Origin of the sequence: Clostridium sp. OF09-36 (assembly GCF_003481985.1) — a bacterium.
Classification (GTDB): Bacteria; Bacillota; Clostridia; order Lachnospirales; family Lachnospiraceae; genus Brotaphodocola.
Genome location: NZ_QUMD01000005.1, coordinates 157,716 through 174,981 on the forward strand (window position 1 = coordinate 157,716; position 17,266 = coordinate 174,981).

At 50.0% G+C, this 17,266-nt stretch carries 12 protein-coding genes, 1 pseudogene and 1 riboswitch; of the genes and pseudogenes, 12 read left to right on the forward strand and 1 reads right to left on the reverse strand.

What is annotated here, in order from left to right:
* Positions 1 to 42: 42 nt before the first annotated feature.
* From DXA97_RS06300 to DXA97_RS06350, 12 genes are all read left to right on the forward strand, one after another.
* Positions 43 to 2,976, forward strand: a complete 2,934-nt coding sequence (locus DXA97_RS06300; protein WP_182436816.1) for an insulinase family protein — start codon at positions 43 to 45, stop codon at positions 2,974 to 2,976.
* A gap of 111 nt (positions 2,977 to 3,087) precedes the next feature.
* Positions 3,088 to 4,080: a GTPase Era gene (era, locus tag DXA97_RS06305; protein WP_118718969.1), complete on the forward strand. Its 993-nt coding sequence runs from the start codon at positions 3,088 to 3,090 to the stop codon at positions 4,078 to 4,080.
* A 69-nt stretch (positions 4,081 to 4,149) separates the two neighbouring features.
* Positions 4,150 to 4,839, forward strand: coding sequence for a DNA repair protein RecO (gene recO / locus DXA97_RS06310; protein ID WP_118718971.1), 690 nt, complete (start codon positions 4,150 to 4,152; stop codon positions 4,837 to 4,839).
* A gap of 161 nt (positions 4,840 to 5,000) precedes the next feature.
* Entirely contained in the window at positions 5,001 to 5,657 is a 657-nt protein-coding gene (locus tag DXA97_RS06315; RefSeq protein ID WP_118718973.1) for a hypothetical protein, read from the forward strand.
* A 20-nt stretch (positions 5,658 to 5,677) separates the two neighbouring features.
* Positions 5,678 to 7,066, forward strand: coding sequence for a glycine--tRNA ligase (locus DXA97_RS06320; RefSeq protein WP_118718975.1), 1,389 nt, complete (start codon positions 5,678 to 5,680; stop codon positions 7,064 to 7,066).
* A gap of 383 nt (positions 7,067 to 7,449) precedes the next feature.
* On the forward strand, positions 7,450 to 10,077 hold the full coding sequence (gene ppdK, locus DXA97_RS06325) for a pyruvate, phosphate dikinase (protein WP_118718977.1): 2,628 nt from the start codon (positions 7,450 to 7,452) through the stop codon (positions 10,075 to 10,077).
* Between the two features lie 217 nt (positions 10,078 to 10,294).
* Entirely contained in the window at positions 10,295 to 10,651 is a 357-nt protein-coding gene (locus tag DXA97_RS06330) for an Hpt domain-containing protein (protein WP_118718979.1), read from the forward strand.
* Positions 10,652 to 10,658: 7 nt separating this feature from the next.
* Positions 10,659 to 12,455 carry a diguanylate cyclase gene (locus tag DXA97_RS06335; protein ID WP_347561483.1) on the forward strand — a complete coding sequence of 599 codons (1,797 nt, stop codon included), beginning with the start codon at positions 10,659 to 10,661 and terminating at the stop codon, positions 12,453 to 12,455.
* Positions 12,440 to 12,631: a hypothetical protein gene (locus tag DXA97_RS21970; RefSeq protein ID WP_347561484.1), complete on the forward strand. Its 192-nt coding sequence runs from the start codon at positions 12,440 to 12,442 to the stop codon at positions 12,629 to 12,631. Before DXA97_RS06335 ends, DXA97_RS21970 begins: the two co-directional genes overlap by 16 nt.
* Positions 12,632 to 12,710: 79 nt before the next feature.
* Positions 12,711 to 14,222: a putative basic amino acid antiporter YfcC gene (gene yfcC / locus DXA97_RS06340; protein WP_118718981.1), complete on the forward strand. Its 1,512-nt coding sequence runs from the start codon at positions 12,711 to 12,713 to the stop codon at positions 14,220 to 14,222.
* Between the two features lie 25 nt (positions 14,223 to 14,247).
* Positions 14,248 to 15,609, forward strand: coding sequence for an MATE family efflux transporter (locus DXA97_RS06345; RefSeq protein WP_118718983.1), 1,362 nt, complete (start codon positions 14,248 to 14,250; stop codon positions 15,607 to 15,609).
* A gap of 27 nt (positions 15,610 to 15,636) precedes the next feature.
* Positions 15,637 to 15,805, forward strand: a riboswitch (THF riboswitch).
* A 63-nt stretch (positions 15,806 to 15,868) separates the two neighbouring features.
* Positions 15,869 to 16,444, forward strand: a complete 576-nt coding sequence (locus tag DXA97_RS06350; RefSeq protein ID WP_118719043.1) for a folate family ECF transporter S component — start codon at positions 15,869 to 15,871, stop codon at positions 16,442 to 16,444.
* Between the two features lie 98 nt (positions 16,445 to 16,542).
* On the opposite strand, the pseudogene DXA97_RS06355 reads toward DXA97_RS06350, so the two are convergent.
* A pseudogene (locus DXA97_RS06355) lies at positions 16,543 to 17,255 on the reverse strand (GTP pyrophosphokinase family protein).
* Between the last annotated feature and the right edge of the window lie 11 nt (positions 17,256 to 17,266).

Genomic DNA, 17,266 nt, shown 5'->3' on the forward strand with positions numbered 1-17,266 from the left:
AAAGAAATAAGATCGTAAACAGACAGGAAAGGAAGACAACGGATGAATCAGCTGGAAGCAATAGAAAAACTGAGTGCTTACCGTGTGGTAGAGCATAAAACCATTGAAGAAATGCAGTCAGAAGGCATTGTCCTGGAACACAAAAAGACAAAAGCCAGACTGTTCCTGGTATCAAATGATGACGAGAACAAGGTATTCTGTATCGGGTTTAGGACTCCGCCGGACAATGACTGCGGGCTGCCGCATATTCTGGAGCACAGCGTGCTGTGCGGTTCCGACAAGTTCCCGTTAAAGGATCCGTTTGTAGAGCTGGTAAAGGGATCTTTGAATACCTTTTTAAATGCCATGACCTACCCGGATAAGACCGTGTATCCGGTTGCAAGCTGCAACGATAAGGATTTCCAGAATCTGATGGATGTTTACATGGACGCAGTCCTGCATCCGAACATTTACAAAGAAGAGAAGATTTTCCGCCAGGAGGGCTGGCATTACGAGCTGGAGAGCAAGGATGCCCCGCTCATTTACAATGGCGTTGTATACAATGAGATGAAGGGTGCGTATTCTTCCCCGGAGAGTCTCTTAGACAGTGTGACCCAGAAGACTCTGTTCCCGGATACCTGTTACGGCAAGGATTCCGGCGGTGACCCGGTTCATATTCCGGAGCTGAGCTATGAAAAATTCCTGGATTTTCATAGAACGTACTATCACCCCTCCAACAGCTATATCTATCTCTACGGCGATATGGATATGGCTGAGAAGCTGGCATGGCTGGATGAGGAATATTTAAGCCACTACGAGGAGCGTCCGGTGGATTCCCGCATCCGGGAGCAGAAGGCATTTGAAAAACCGGTAGAGCGCGAGTTTTCCTATTCTATCACTGACGGGGAATCCGGGGAGGATGCAACCTACCTTTCCGTAAATACCGTCGTAGGTGACGATCTGGACCCGAAGCTTTACGTGGCATTCCAGATCCTGGAGTACACCCTGTTAGATGCACCGGGAGCACCGTTAAAACAGGCGCTGATCGATGCCGGAATCGGTAAGGACATCCTGGGCGGATACGAGAGCGGCATTTTACAGCCATTCTTCTCCGTCATCGCAAAGGATGCCAACAAGGAGCAGAAGGGCGAGTTTTTAGCGATTGTAAAGGGCACGCTGAGAAAGCTTGCTGACCAGGGCATCAACCGCAAGAGTCTGCTTGCCGGCATGAATTATTTTGAGTTTAAATACCGTGAGGCGGATTATGGTTCTGCACCGAAGGGTCTGATGTATGGTTTGCAGTGCCTGGACAGCTGGCTGTACGACGGAGATCCGATGACGCACCTCTGCTACCAGGAAACCTTCGACTTCCTGAAAAAAGAAGTGGAGAACGGCTATTTTGAGCAGCTGATCAAAGACTACCTGCTGGATAACCCGTTTGAGGCTGTGATCGTGGTAGCCCCGGAGAAAAACCTGACCGCAAAAGAAGATGAAAAGCTGGCTAAGAAGCTGGCCGATTATAAGGCATCTCTTTCAGAGGAGGAACTGGAGAAGCTGGTTTGTGCAACCAGAGAGTTAAAGGAGTACCAGGATACCCCGTCCACTCCGGAGATTTTGGCAAAGATCCCGCTCTTAACCCGCGAAGACATTGATAAAAAAGCAGAGACCTTCTTCTGGACCGAGAAAGAGGAGGACGGCATTAAAGTGCTGCACCACAATTTCTTTACCTCCGGAATTGGCTATTTAAAGATATTATTCAATACCAGCGTACTGCCGCAGGAAGACCTTCCGTATGCAGGTCTGTTAAAATCCGTGCTGGGTTCCATCAGCACAGAGCATTACAGCTATTCGGATCTGACCAGTGAGATCCATTTAAACAGCGGCGGCATGGATTTTTCCGTGACTTCCTACGCAAACCTGCAGGATGCCGAGCAGTTTACCGGAGCGTTTGTGGCAAGCATCCGTGTGCTGTACGATAAGCTGGATTTTGGATTTACCATGCTGGAAGAAATTTTAAACCACTCCGTATTTACGGATGAAAAGCGTCTGGGCGAGGTGATCCAGGAGACACGCTCCCGTGCGAGAATGAAACTGGAGAATGCAGGACATAGCACGGCAGTATCCCGCGCAACCTCTTACTTCTCTGCGACCGCTTACTACAATGAGCTGACGGGCGGCACAGCATATTACCATTTCCTGGAGCAGCTGGAAAAGGATTATCCGGCAAAGAAACAGGAGATCATTGCAAAGCTTCAGGAAGTAAGCAGAAAGCTTTTCACCCGTTCCAATATGCTGGTAAACTACACGGCAGATGAAAATGGCTATGAAAAGCTTCCGGAGACCTTAAAGCTGCTCTCCGCAAAGCTCCCGGAGGGAAGCCGCGAAACGTATGTATTTACCCATCCGGTCAAGAATGTGAACGAGGGATTAAAGACCTCTGCGCAGGTCGACTATGTGGCGCGCTGCGGCAATTTCCGCGATGCAGGCCTTGCATATACCGGCGCATTAAAGATCCTTCAGGTGATCTTAAGCTATGATTACCTCTGGCTGAACATCCGCGTGAAAGGCGGCGCGTATGGCTGCATGAGCGGATTTGGACGTTCCGGCGAGGGTTATCTGGTATCGTACCGCGACCCGAACTTAAAAGAGACAAACGAGATCTACGAGGGTATTCCGGCTTACTTAGAGCAGTTTGACCCGGATGAGCGCGATATGACGAAATATGTGATCGGAACCATTAGCAATCTGGATGCTCCGCTGACGCCGTCCGTGAAGGGCAGCAGGGGACTTTCCGCATATCTGTCCGGTGTGACGGAAGAGATGATGCAGACCGAGCGTGAACAGGTCTTACAGGCGACCAAGGAGGATATCCGCGCGCTGGCGGCCCATGTCCGTGCCGTACTGCAGACCGGAAGCTTCTGCGTGGTAGGAAATGAGGAAAAGATCGAGGCAAACCGCGCAATGTTTGGCGAGGTTTCCAGCCTTACGAGAGGATAACAGGTGTGTGCAGTGTGCGGCACGCAGCCTGTAGGAAACGTTGTTGGGAAAGGATAACTGGGAAGGTACTGAACAGTTACCAAAACAGTTATGTATGGGAAAGGATAAACTATGGCAAAGAAACCGGAAGGTACGAATTTTGATAAATTGCTGGAAGAACTGAATGGAGCGAAAAAGGGCGGTGCGGGCAGCGAAGCAGCTGCCCCGGTTCAGAAAAAATCCGGCTTTGTAACGCTGATCGGACGGCCAAACGTAGGGAAATCCACGCTGATGAACCATCTCATCGGCCAGAAGATCGCCATTACTTCAGACAAACCGCAGACCACAAGAAACCGCATTCAGACCGTCTATACCGATGAGCGGGGACAGATTATTTTCCTCGATACGCCGGGCATCCACAAGGCAAAAAATAAGCTGGGTGAGTATATGGTCAATGTGGCAGAGCATACCTTAAAAGAGGTGGACCTGATCTTGTGGCTGGTAGAGCCGAGCACCTTCATCGGTGCCGGGGAACGCCATATCGCCGAGCAGCTTCAGGGAGTCAAAACCCCGGTCATTCTGGTCATCAACAAGACCGATACGGTAAAGAACCAGGAAGATATCCTGACCTTTATCAATGCTTACAAGGATATCTGCAATTTTGCGGAGATCGTTCCAGTATCGGCGCTCCGTGATAAGAATACGGACACCCTGTTGGAACAGCTGTTCAAATATCTGCCTTACGGTCCGCAGTTCTACGATGAGGATACCGTGACAGACCAGCCGATGCGCCAGATCGCCGCAGAGCTGATCCGCGAAAAGGCACTCCGCCTGTTAGATGAAGAGATTCCGCACGGAATCGCAGTCACCATTGAGAAGATGAGTGAGCGCCCGAATGGCATCATGGATGTGGAGGCAACCATCATCTGTGAGCGCGATTCCCACAAGGGCATCATCATCGGCAAGGGCGGCGCCATGTTAAAACGCATCGGTTCCGCTGCCAGAAGAGAGCTGGAGGCAATGCTGGAGACGAAGGTCAACCTGCAGATCTGGGTCAAAGTGCGGAAAGAATGGCGCGACAGCGAATTGTTAATGAAGAATTATGGTTATAATCCGAAGGAATAACAGAAAAAGCGCCGCAGGGATGGAAAGGCAAATAGAAGTGCTGTGGGAGCAGAAAGGCAAACGGGAACAGTGAGAGAATCGGTGAATCTGACCGGAATGGTCTTAAAAGCAACGCCGGTCGGGGAAAATGACCGGCGGCTGGTGATCTTAACCAGGGAGCGCGGCAAGATCACGGCCTTTGCCCGCGGTGCAAAACGGCCGGGCAGCCAGCTTTTGGGCGTGACCAGACCCTTTGTATTTGGTACCTTTAAGCTGTACGAAGGAAGAGATGCCTATAATCTGCAGGCAGCCGACGTGCTCAACTATTTTTCCGAGATCACGATGGATATGGAGGCAACCTGCTACGGCTCTTATTTTCTGGAATTTGCGGATTATTACAGCCGGGAAAATTTAGAGGCGACCGAGCAGCTCCTTTTGCTCTACCAGTCGCTGCGGGCCTTGTTAAAGCCGGCCCTTCCAAACTCGCTGGTACAGGCAGTGTTTGAGCTGCGCAGCATGGCGATCAACGGGGATTATACGGAGCATCCGCCCCGTCCGGTCAGCGATTCTGCCAATTATGCCTGGGAATATATCGTGGCATCACCGCTTGAATCCCTGTATACCTTTACGCTGGCACCGGAAGTTTTAGAGGAACTGAAGCATTGCGTGGAGCTGAACAAACGGCGCTTCATCGACCGGGAGTTCCATTCTCTGGAAATTCTGAAGATGATGGAGACGGCAGTTCGCGGCACGCAGCAATCTGCTGTCCAGGGAAAATAGCAGCAAAAAGCTTCTTTCCAAAATAAGTATGTGCGAACCGGAAACGCAAATAAGGTGGTTTACAAATTTTCCATGAACAGGTATAATCCTAAATAACCCATAAAAGGGGAAAGAGAAGTTCTTGTTTGCGCAGTGCGTGAACAGGAGCAAAGAGGAGATTTATGAAAAAGAAAGCAGCAGTTTTGGCTGCAGCCGTGCTGCTTTGTGCAGTCTGGGCTGCAGGCTGTTCAGAAACAGGGGCAAAGAAAAAAGCCTGGGATGCTTCTGAGAACAGCATTTATGTGGCGGATGACTTAAGTGTGCAGAGCGCCATGGTCTACACATCACAAAAGGAAAACGATCTGTACAGTGCCGAAGGCTTAGCCGAATTTGCAAAAAAGCAGATCTGCTCTTATAATGAAGAGCAGGGGGCAGCCGCCGAGGCAGAAAATACAGAAGGAAAAGAAAAGCTTCCGGCCGCGCTGGAAAAAAGCAGCCTGGAAGGGAAAACCGGTACGCTGGTATTTTCTTATGCGACCCCGGAGGATTTTGTAAGGTTTTCCGAGGAAAACGGGGATGATACCCATTCGGTGACATCGCTGCAGGTGCTGGACACAGACGCATCAAAGCTGCCGGACTTAGCCTACAGAACTGCTTCCGGAAAGAGCGCAGAGCTTTCCAAGGCAGGGGAGAAGAAGGACAGCCACATGGTCCTGACCGAGGGCAGTGCTTCTGTTTATACAGAGGGAAAAATCCTTTATGTGACCGAAGGTGTGGAAATAACAAGTGATCATTCAGCAGTGACCCCAGAGGGAACCGGCTGTATTATATTTAAGTAAAAAAGAGAGGTTATCTGACGATGGAAAAAACAATGGAAAAAATCGTAGCACTGGCAAAAACCAGAGGATTTGTTTATCCGGGTTCCGAGATCTATGGCGGTCTCGCAAACACCTGGGATTACGGCAACCTTGGTGTTGAGCTGAAAAACAATGTAAAGAAAGCATGGTGGCAGAAATTCGTTCAGGAGAGCCCGTATAACGTAGGTGTTGACTGCGCGATCCTCATGAACTCCCAGACCTGGGTTGCTTCCGGACATCTTGGTGGCTTCTCTGATCCGCTGATGGACTGTAAGGCATGTAAGGAGCGTTTCCGTGCCGACAAGCTGATCGAGGACTACATGGCTGAGAATGGCATTACCATTGAGGGTAGTGTAGATGCATGGTCCCAGGAAGAAATGAAGAAATACATCGATGATAACAACATCTGCTGCCCAAGCTGCGGTAAGCATGACTTCACCGATATCCGTCAGTTTAACCTGATGTTCAAGACTTTCCAGGGTGTAACCGAGGATGCAAAGAACACCGTTTATTTAAGACCGGAGACTGCTCAGGGTATTTTCGTAAACTTCAAGAACGTACAGCGTACTTCCAGAAAGAAAGTTCCGTTTGGTATCGGACAGATCGGTAAATCCTTCCGTAACGAGATCACCCCGGGTAACTTTACCTTCCGTACCCGTGAGTTCGAGCAGATGGAGCTGGAGTTCTTCTGCAAGCCGGGCACTGACCTGGAGTGGTTCCAGTACTGGAGAGGCTTCTGCCGTGACTGGCTGCTGGCACTTGGCTTAAAGGAAGACGAGATCCGCCTGCGCGACCATTCTCCGGAGGAGCTTTGCTTCTATAGTAAGGGTACCACCGATATCGAGTTCAAGTTCCCATTCGGCTGGGGCGAGCTGTGGGGTATCGCAGACAGAACCGACTACGATTTAACCCAGCACCAGAATACCTCCGGTGAGGATATGACCTACTTCGATGACGAGGCAAAAGAGAAATACATCCCGTATGTTATCGAGCCGTCTCTGGGTGCAGACCGTGTTACCCTGGCATTTCTGTGCGCAGCATACGATGAGGAAGAGATCGGCGAGGGCGATGTCCGCACCGTGCTTCACTTCCATCCGGCCATCGCACCGGTTAAGATCGGTATCCTTCCGCTGTCCAAGAAGTTAAACGAGGGCGCAGAGAAGGTATACGCAGAGCTTGCGAAGTACTACAACTGTGAGTTCGATGACAGAGGAAACATCGGTAAGAGATACAGAAGACAGGACGAGATCGGTACCCCGTTCTGCATCACCTACGACTTCGAGTCTGAGGAGGACCATGCAGTGACCGTCCGCGACCGCGATACCATGGAGCAGGTTCGTGTGCCGATCGCTGAGTTAAAGCAGTATTTTGAGGACAAGTTCCGTTTCTAGAAGAAAACTTCTGAGAGAAAGCTTATAACAGAAAAAGAGTGTGCAAAATGGATGCTTCATTTTGCATGCTCTTTTTTGTTGCCATGTATATCATGATTGTGACGGTTGCGATTGCCCCGTCTGCAAAATTCGTCAAAATATGCAAAATACACATTCGCATATACGAACTTGCATCGTATATGTGAAAATGACGGGAACAAAACAAAATTTTACTAGTTTTTACTTAAATTTATACAAAAAACACCAAGAAAAACCTTTACTCCTGGAAAAAATATGGTATACTTATACCAGACCGCCGATGGAAATATTTTTGTGCAAAAACTATACCGGCGGAGTTGAAAACCGTAGACAAAACGTCTACACAAGTTGAGGAGGATAAACCAATGGCTAAAAAGTGGGTGTACTTATTTACAGAGGGTGACGCTACCATGAGAAATCTTCTCGGTGGTAAAGGCGCTAACCTGGCTGAGATGACTAATATCGGTCTTCCGGTTCCGCAGGGCTTTACAATTACAACTGAGGCCTGCACACAGTACTACGAGGATGGACGCGAGATCAACGACGAGATCCAGGCACAGATCAACGAGTACATTGTGAAAATGGAAGAGATCACCGGAAAGAAATTCGGAGATCTTGAGAACCCGCTTCTGGTTTCCGTACGTTCCGGCGCACGTGCTTCCATGCCAGGTATGATGGATACCATCTTAAACCTGGGCTTAAACGAGCAGGTTGTTAACGTAATCGCTGAGAAGTCTGGCAACCCGCGTTGGGCTTGGGACTGCTACAGAAGATTCATTCAGATGTATTCCGACGTTGTAATGGAAGTCGGTAAGAAATATTTTGAGGCTCTCATCGATCAGATGAAAGAGAAGAAAGGTGTTAAGCTTGACGTTGAGCTTGACGCAGATGATTTAAAAGAGCTGGCTAACCAGTTCAAGGCTGAGTACAAGAACAAGATCGGCGCTGACTTCCCGGATGATCCGAAGGAGCAGTTAATGGGCGCGATCAAGGCTGTATTCCGTTCCTGGGATAACCCGCGTGCAAACGTTTACCGCCGCGACAACGATATCCCGTATTCCTGGGGTACTGCTGTAAACGTACAGTCCATGGCATTTGGTAACATGGGCGATGACTGTGGTACCGGTGTTGCATTTACCCGTGACCCGGCAACCGGCGCAAAGGGCCTGTTCGGTGAGTTCTTAACCAACGCACAGGGCGAGGACGTAGTAGCTGGTGTCCGCACCCCGATGCACATTCAGGAGATGGCAGAAAAGTTCCCGCAGGCATACGCAGATTTCGAGAAGGTATGTAAGACTCTGGAGGATCACTACAGAGATATGCAGGATATGGAGTTCACCGTTGAGCACGGCAAGCTGTACATGCTGCAGACCCGTAATGGTAAGAGAACTGCACAGGCTGCATTAAAGATCGCTTGCGATTTAGTAGACGAGGGCATGAGAACTCCGGAAGAGGCAGTTGCAATGATCGATCCGCGTAACCTGGATTCCTTACTGCATCCGACCTTCGACCAGAAGGCATTAAAGGCTGCTACCCCGATCGCTAAGGCTTTAGGCGCAGCTCCTGGTGCTGCATGTGGTAAGATCGTCTTCACTGCAGATGACGCAGTAGAGTGGGCAGCAAGAGGCGAGAAGGTTGTTCTTGTCCGTCTTGAGACCTCTCCGGAAGACATTACCGGTATGAAGGCTTCCCAGGGTATCTTAACTGTACGTGGTGGTATGACCTCCCACGCAGCAGTAGTTGCACGTGGTATGGGCGCTTGCTGTGTATCCGGCTGTGGCGACATCATCATGGATGAGGAAAACAAGAAATTCACCCTGGCTGGTAAAGAGTACCATGAGGGCGATGTGATCTCCTTCGACGGTTCTACCGGCTGTGTATATGACGGAGCAATCCCGACTGTAGAGGCAACCATCGCAGGTGAGTTCGGACGTATCATGGCATGGGCTGATGAGTACAGAACCATGGCAGTACGCACCAATGCAGATACCCCGCACGATGCGAAGAAGGCTCGTGAGCTTGGCGCAGAGGGCATTGGCCTTTGCCGTACCGAGCATATGTTCTTCGAGGGCGACCGAATCGACGCATTCCGCGAGATGATCTGCTCCGATACCGTAGAAGAGAGAGAAGAGGCTCTGGAGAAGATCCTTCCGTTACAGCAGGGCGATTTCGAACAGCTCTACGAGGCTATGGAGGGTAACCCTGTAACCATCCGTTTCCTGGATCCGCCGTTACATGAGTTCGTTCCGACCGAGGAAGAGGACATCGAGAAGCTGGCTAAGGCAAAAGGCAAGACCGTTGCAGAAATCAAAGCAATCTGCGAGTCCCTGCATGAGTTCAACCCGATGATGGGTCACCGCGGATGCCGTCTGGCTGTTACCTATCCGGAGATCGCTGTTATGCAGACCAAGGCTGTTATCCGTGCAGCAATCAACGTGAAGAAAGCTCATCCGGACTGGAGCATCGTTCCGGAGATCATGATTCCGTTGATCGGCGATGTAAAAGAGTTAAAATATTGCAAGAAGACCGTTGTTGAGACTGCAGATGCAGAGATCGCAGCAGCTGGTTCTGACCTGACCTACCATGTAGGTACCATGATCGAGATCCCGAGAGCAGCCCTGACTGCAGACGAGATCGCAAAAGAGGCTGACTTCTTCTGCTTCGGTACCAACGACCTGACCCAGATGACCTTCGGCTTCTCCCGTGACGATGCTGGTAAGTTCTTAGGTGCTTACTACGATGCGAAGATCTACGAGAACGATCCATTCGCAAAACTGGATCAGACTGGCGTAGGCAAGCTGATGGAGATGGCTATCAAGCTTGGCAAGGCTTCCAACCCGGATCTGCACATCGGTATCTGTGGCGAGCACGGCGGAGATCCGTCTTCCGTAGAGTTCTGCAACAAGATCGGTCTGGATTATGTATCCTGCTCACCGTACCGTGTTCCGATCGCAAGACTTGCGGCAGCACAGGCAGCAATTGCGCAGAAATAATGAAAAACAAAATCATAGGATATCCTATACTGAAAGACCGCGTACTGTTTGGTACGCGGTCTTTTTGTGGCTATGTTGAGCTTTATGGGTAGAAATACAAAGAAATTTATGCTAGACTAAGCATATATTCGTTACTGTTTGTGCTTTGCGTAAACAGCAGCGGCAAAACCATTACGATAGATAGAAAACAGAAATGAAAGAATTAGGGGAAAAACAAATGACAACGAAAGAATGTTATGAAAAAATTGGATCTAATTACGACAGTGTGCTGAGCAGATTCGGCAACGAGGCGCTGGTAAAGCGCTTTGCCTTGAAGTTTTTAAAGGATCCGAGCTATGCGGATTTAAAAGAAGCCCTGGAGGTGCATGACGCAGAGCGTGCATTCCGTGCAGCACATACCTTAAAGGGCGTTTGCTTAAATCTTGGATTTGACCGTCTCTACGAGACCAGCGCAGCTCTGACAGAAGACCTGAGAGGAAGAGATATCAACGGCGGTGACCGGTTATTTCCGGAACTGACCGAGCGTTACGAGCAGTTGACAGAAGCAATTCGGGAGCTGGAAGCGGAGGCTTAACCCATATATGAATTCATACGATAAACTGACGAGACAGCAGGCAGAGGAACAGATGGAACTCTACCGGCAGGTGTTTACAGCCGTGCGCCTTCTGGATGCTGCTGATCTTCGTCTGACTGGAGCGAAAAAAACAAAAGAAGACCAGACGGGTGGGTTGAACCATTGCTACTGTTATGATTACTGGAAGAAAAGCCAGCCCTGTGAAAACTGCATTTCCAGGAAGGTTTATCAGGATGGGATTCAGAGGACGAAGCTGGAGTACAGAGGAAATGATCTCTTTGAGGTAACTGCCCGCTATGTGGAGGTAGACGGGACTCCTTATATCATGGAGCTGGTGCGTGCGATGGACGGCACCTGCCTGATTGATGCTGAGGGCAGGGAAAAGCTTCTCAGCAAGCTGACAAGCTATCACGATGAGCTTTACATTGATGCCCTGACCGGTGCCTACAACCGGCGTTACTACGAGGATAAGATCAAAACCTCAGCCCAGAAGGGCGGCGTAGCCATGATCGACCTGGATGACTTTAAGCTCTACAACGATACCTGGGGACATGACGCAGGCGATGCCGTGCTGAGAACCCTGGTCCAGATGCTTCGAAACTGTGTGCGGGATGAAGATTCCATCATCCGTTACGGAGGCGATGAATTCCTTCTTCTGATGCCGGATATCAGCCAGGCACAGTTTGAGGAAAGCCTGCGCAGGGTCAAGGAAAAGGTCTGCGATGCCGATGTGCCAGGCTATACGAACCTGCGCCTTTCTGTGAGCATTGGCGGAGTACTGAGTGATGGGACCAAAACGGTGGAGGATGCTGCGATCTGTGCCGATAAGCTTATGTATCAGGCTAAAAACCGGAAAAATACGGTTGTGACGGAAGGAACAAAGCAGGAGGTACAGCATTCAGGGGACAATACTGAGGATCAGGAGAATATCAAGCAGCAGATCCTCATTGTAGATGATTCCGGGCTGAACCGCGAGATCCTTTCTGAAATGCTTCACTCAGATTTCCGCATTCTGGAGGCAGAAAACGGAAAAGAGTGCATTGCCCAGTTAGAGCAGTACGGAACCGGAATCGCCCTGGTCCTGTTAGATATTGTCATGCCGGTCATGAATGGCTTTGAGGTGCTGGAATACATGACCAGAAACCACTGGATCGAGGAGGTCCCTGTCATTATGATCTCCAGTGAAAATTCAGAGCCATACATCCGCAAGGCCTACGAGCTTGGCGTTTCTGATTATATCAGCCGTCCATTTGATGCCAAGGTGGTATTTCAGCGCGTATTCAATACCATTAAGCTGTATGCGAAGCAGCACCGCCTGATCAAACTGGTGACAAGCCAGATCTACGAAAAAGAAAAGAATAACCGGATCATGGTCGGGATTTTAAGCCAGATCATGGAATTCAGGAATGGGGAGAGCGGGCTTCACGTCTCTCATATCAACCGTCTGACCGATCTTTTGCTGGAGCGCCTGACCCAAAAGACAAGCCAGTACCATTTGTCCAGACCGGACCGGGAGCTGATCGCAACAGCATCGGCTCTTCATGATATCGGAAAGATTGGCATTGATGAAAAAATCCTGAACAAGCCTGGCAGACTGACAACGGAGGAGTTCGAGATCATGAAGACCCACACCGTCATCGGTGCTTCCATGCTAAAGCATCTGACTGCCTACCAGAACGAGCCGATCGTAAAGATCGCTTACCAGATCTGCAGGTGGCACCATGAGCGCTACGATGGAAAGGGATATCCGGACGGCTTAAAGGGAGAAGAAATCCCGATCGCAGCCAGGTGGTTTCCATTGTAGATGTTTACGATGCCCTGGTGAGTCCGCGTGTATACAAGAAAGCGTTCCCGCATGAGCAGGCCATGCGCATGATCATGAATGGGGAGTGCGGTACGTTTAATCCGCTCCTTCTGGAATGCCTGATCGAGATCCAGGACCGGATCCAGGCATATGATCATGAGCCGCAGAATCATTAGTTTACTTTTATAGGTCTGTATGGTATAATTTTTCGTTGCGACACGTCAATTTATTTTTGAGAATGAAGAGGAACTACAAATGGAAAAGAAAAAGAAGTTTCAGATGCCGCATACGTACATCATCATCTTTGGTGTAATTCTGTTTGCAGCAATCCTGACCATGTTTATCCCACTGGGTAAATATGAGACAAAAGAAATCACCTACACCATGAACGGCGAAGAAAAGACCAGAACCGTTCTGGATCCGGACAGCTTTGAGTATGTCCTGGATGAAAACGGAAACAAGGTAACGAAGGTTGCCCCGCTTTTCGGTACGGAGGATTTCGGTGGCCAGGGTATTTTAAACTATGTATTTGAGGGTCTTACAACCGGTAACAAAAACGGTACTGCAGTCGGAATCATCGCCTTTATCCTGGTGGTGGGCGGTTCCTTTGGTATCGTGTTACGAACCGGTGCCGTGGAGAGCGGTATCATGCGGGTCATCAGCATGACAAACGGTAAGGAAATCCTTTTGGTACCGATCCTGATCGTCCTGTTTTCCCTGGGCGGTGCCGTGTTCGGCATGGGTGAGGAAGCCATCCCGTTCGTCATGATCCTGGTGCCGATGTTCATCGCGATGGGTTACGATGCAGTAGTCGGCATCATGTGCAGCTACGTGGCAACCCAGATTGGTTTCGGTACCTCGTGGCAGAACCCGTTCGGCCTGGCTGTGGCACAGGGTATCGCAGGCATCCCGGTTATGTCCGGTGCATGGTTCCGTATCCCGTTATGGATCATCTTTACCGGCCTGACCTGTGTGTTTACCCTTCGTTACGCAGCAAAGATCAAAAAGAACCCGAAGCTTTCTGTTGCTTACGAGTCTGACGAAGAGTACCGTGAGGACTTCGCAAAGAATGGTAAAGCAGACCTGCCGTTTACCCTGGGCCATAAGCTGGTGCTCTTAACCATCGTAGCCTGCATGGTATGGACCATCTGGGGCGTAGTAACCCAGGGCTACTACATTCCGGAGATCGCATCCCAGTTCTTTGTAATGGGTCTTGTTTCCGGTATCATCGGACTGATCTTCCACTTAAATGATATGCACTTAAACGATATCCCGCGTGCGTTTGACCGTGGTGCGGCTGACCTTCTGGGCGCTGCAATGTGCGTAGGTATGGCACAGGGTATCATCATCATCCTGGGCGGAACCAGCGCAACCGATGGAACCGTTCTGAACACCATTCTTTATACTATCAGCAATGGCATGAAGAATTTCCCGCCGGTCATCTCTGCATGGCTGATGTATGTATTCCAGTCCGTATTCAACTTCTTCGTTGTATCCGGTTCCGGACAGGCAGCCCTGACCATGCCGATCATGGCACCGCTTGCCGATCTGGTCGGTGTAGAACGTCAGGTTGCAGTCCTTTCTTACCAGCTTGGTGATGCGTTTACCAACTTTATCGTTCCGACCAGCGGATGCCTTCTTGGTGCCCTGGCAGCAGCAAGACTGGAGTGGGGACAGTGGGCAAAGTTCCAGATCAAGTTCCAGGCATTCCTGTTTGTATGCGCATCCATTGCAGTGGTTGTTGCAATGATGATCGGATTGTCATAACCGGAAAGGGCAGGAACAAATTGTCATGACAAATGATATGACACGGGGAAATCCCGTCCGCCTGATCCTGGCTTTTATGATTCCGACATATCTCGGAAACATTTTCCAGCAGTTTTACAATCTGGTCGATTCGGTGATTGCCGGCCGCTATATCGGGGTCCATGCCCTGGCGGCCATCGGCAGCACAACCTCGCTGATTTTTCTGGTGACCGGGTGGCTGCAGGGAATCACCAGTGGCTTTGCCATCATGGTGGCCCAGAGCTTTGGCGCAAAGGATTACAAGCAGATGCGCCATTATGTTGCCATGTCGGTATATCTGTGCGTGGCCTTTGTGGTGGCCATGACGGCAGGACTTGTGCTTTTTAATGTGCCGGTCCTGCGTCTGATGAATACGCCGGATGAGATCATCGGCCAGACTGCTGCTTATATGGGAATCATTTATGCAGGCCTCTGCGTAACGGCTGCTTACAATGCCTTTGCAGCGGTGCTGCGTGCACTGGGGGACGGCCGTTCCCCACTTTATTTTTTGATCATCTCCGCAGTGATCAACGCCGTGCTGGACGTACTTTTTATCGTAAAGTTCCATATGGGAGTGGAGGGCTGTGCCTACGCAACCGTCATTGCCCAGGGAATCTCGGCACTGTTATGCCTGATTTATATCATTCTGAAATTCGATATCTTAAAGCTTCAGAAAGCGGATTTCCGGTTTGATCCGGCTATGATCAAACGCCTGCTGTCCATTGGTGTGCCGATGGGCCTGCAGTTTTCTATCACGGCGATTGGAACGATCATCGTGCAGAGCGCCATCAATGTGTTTGGTGCGGATTACATCGCGGGTTATGCCGCAGCTGGAAAGCTGCAGAATATGGTAAACACCATCTTCATTGCATTTGGTGCGACCATTGCAACTTATGTGGGACAGAACCGCGGTGCCGGACGATTAGACCGGGTGCGCCAGGGCGTAAAGGATACCCAGATCATGATCCTGCTCGCAGCGGCTGCTTTCTTTCTGATCATTCATTTTCTGGCAGGAAAGCTGACACTGATCTTTGTGGACAGCTCCCAGACTGTGGTGATCGATGCAGCCAACCAGTATTTTAAAACGGTATCCTGGTGTTATCCGTTCCTTGGAAGTATCTTCTTGTACCGGAATGCGCTTCAGGGAATGGGCTATAGCCTGGTGCCGATGTTAGGCGGTGTATTCGAGCTGCTGGCCAGGGCCGGTGTTGTCATGCTGGTCCTTCACCTGGGCGGTGGGTTCGTGAGCACCTGCCTGTCCGATCCGGCAGCATGGATCTCCGCACTGATCCCGCTGATCCCATATTATATTTATAAAATGCGGAAATTTACTGCACCTTCTTTACAGAAAGAAAAAACTGTGCTATAGTAGCACACAAAATAAAAATCAAAGAAAAGCAGAGTAGGTCTGTGTGCGTTAAGTGCCAGCCGGACAGGGAGTTGCCGGCGGGACGAAGGAAAACGTTTCGGTGACCGGTTGCCGTAAAAACTGCAAAAAGCAGTTTGGGGTGATCTGGAAGCTGAGCAGCGGTTTTTTCGCGGTACACAGGCCGCATCCCGCTGCGAAGAGGATAGATACGGTTATCTCCTTTGTAGTCGAGAAATACTGCAAAGGAGGTAATTTTTTTATGAAAAAGTTTGTAACTTTGTTCACGGATTCCATGGAAGAGCTGAAGCACGTTAACACAGTCACAGTCATGGCGATGTTTGCGGCAATCTCTGTGGTGCTTGGGTATTTTACCCTGGTTCTGGGCGATTACTTAAAGATCGGATTTTCCACGATCGCGAATCAGTTCGTGTATTATCTGTTTGGCCCGGTGGCAGGCGCAGCCTTTGGCGGGGCGCTGGATATCTTAAAATATATCATTCGCCCGACCGGTGCGTATTTCCCGGGCTTTACCATTGGTGCCATGGTGGGCGGCGTGATCTATGGCTGCTTCTTGTATAAGCGTCCAATCCGTTTCACGCGCGTACTGGCTGCAGAACTGACCGCGTCGGTCATCTGCAACATGCTGCTTGGAACGCTGTGGCTGAGCATGCTCTATGGAAAAGCATTTATGGTGCTTCTTCCCATGCGGGCTTTCAAAAACCTGATCATGTGGCCGGTCAATTCCATGCTGTTTTACACCATCGGAAAGACACTGGAGGCATCCGGGGTATTCCGCCTTTTGAAGACAGCCGGACGGAGCAAAGCGGTAATTTAACAATATTGCACAGTACGAACGAGGGCCGGAAGGTTCTGCCCACGCCATTTGGCGGGGGCAGAACCTCCCGGCCCGTTTGTGTTTATCGCCCGGTATTGTTACTGTGGTGCGTGCTTCCCATTTTTATCTTCGATGCGTTTGCGGATCTGAAGCATGTGCTGGTCGGTTGCGGCGATGACCTCGGCGCACTGGCGCAGGTCTTCGCTGATCTCATCGGCAACCGTTCCGATATCCTTTTTGTATTTCAGCTGGTGGTCCAGGCTGGCCCAGAAATCCATGGCAATGGTCCGGATCTGGACTTCTACACGCAGATTTTTCTTCTCTTCTGAGAAGAAGACTGGAATTTCGATGATAAGGTGATAACTGCGATAGCCGTTTGGCTTTGGATTTTTGATGTAATCCTTGATGGCGATGACGGTGATGTCATCCTGGCTGACCAGCATGTTAGCGACAGCATAGATGTCATCGACAAAGGAACAGATGACGCGGATTCCGGCTACATCGTCCAATTTGTTCATCATGGATTCGAGACTGACCGGAAGGTTTCTGCGCTGCAGCTTTTCTACGATACTGATCGGTTTTTTGACACGGGATTTGATCATCTCGATGGGATTCCTCTGGTTTTTGATGGAAAGCTCATCGTTTAATACTTCCAGTTTTGTTTTTACTTCGCGGATCGCGCAGGTGTACATCATCATGGCCTGCTGGAATTCTCTGGCCTGACTGATCAGGCATCCGGGACCTGGACCAGGTTTGGCACGTTGACAGCAGACTGGACCAGTTCACTGTTTGGGTTCATATTCATATTCATAAGTAGATACC

Excerpts from the sequence above, each read along its gene's own strand:
- DXA97_RS06350 (WP_118719043.1), top strand. The coding sequence starts at position 15,869 with ATGAAAAAGTTTGTAACTTTGTTCACGGATTCCATGGAAGAGCTGAAG.
- DXA97_RS06345 (WP_118718983.1), top strand. The coding sequence starts at position 14,248 with ATGACAAATGATATGACACGGGGAAATCCCGTCCGCCTGATCCTGGCT.
- DXA97_RS06335 (WP_347561483.1), top strand. The coding sequence starts at position 10,659 with ATGAATTCATACGATAAACTGACGAGACAGCAGGCAGAGGAACAGATG.
- ppdK (WP_118718977.1), top strand. The coding sequence starts at position 7,450 with ATGGCTAAAAAGTGGGTGTACTTATTTACAGAGGGTGACGCTACCATG.
- era (WP_118718969.1), top strand. The coding sequence starts at position 3,088 with ATGGCAAAGAAACCGGAAGGTACGAATTTTGATAAATTGCTGGAAGAA.
- DXA97_RS06300 (WP_182436816.1), top strand. The coding sequence starts at position 43 with ATGAATCAGCTGGAAGCAATAGAAAAACTGAGTGCTTACCGTGTGGTA.
- DXA97_RS06330 (WP_118718979.1), top strand. The coding sequence starts at position 10,295 with ATGACAACGAAAGAATGTTATGAAAAAATTGGATCTAATTACGACAGT.
- DXA97_RS06320 (WP_118718975.1), top strand. The coding sequence starts at position 5,678 with ATGGAAAAAACAATGGAAAAAATCGTAGCACTGGCAAAAACCAGAGGA.
- DXA97_RS06315 (WP_118718973.1), top strand. The coding sequence starts at position 5,001 with ATGAAAAAGAAAGCAGCAGTTTTGGCTGCAGCCGTGCTGCTTTGTGCA.
- yfcC (WP_118718981.1), top strand. The coding sequence starts at position 12,711 with ATGGAAAAGAAAAAGAAGTTTCAGATGCCGCATACGTACATCATCATC.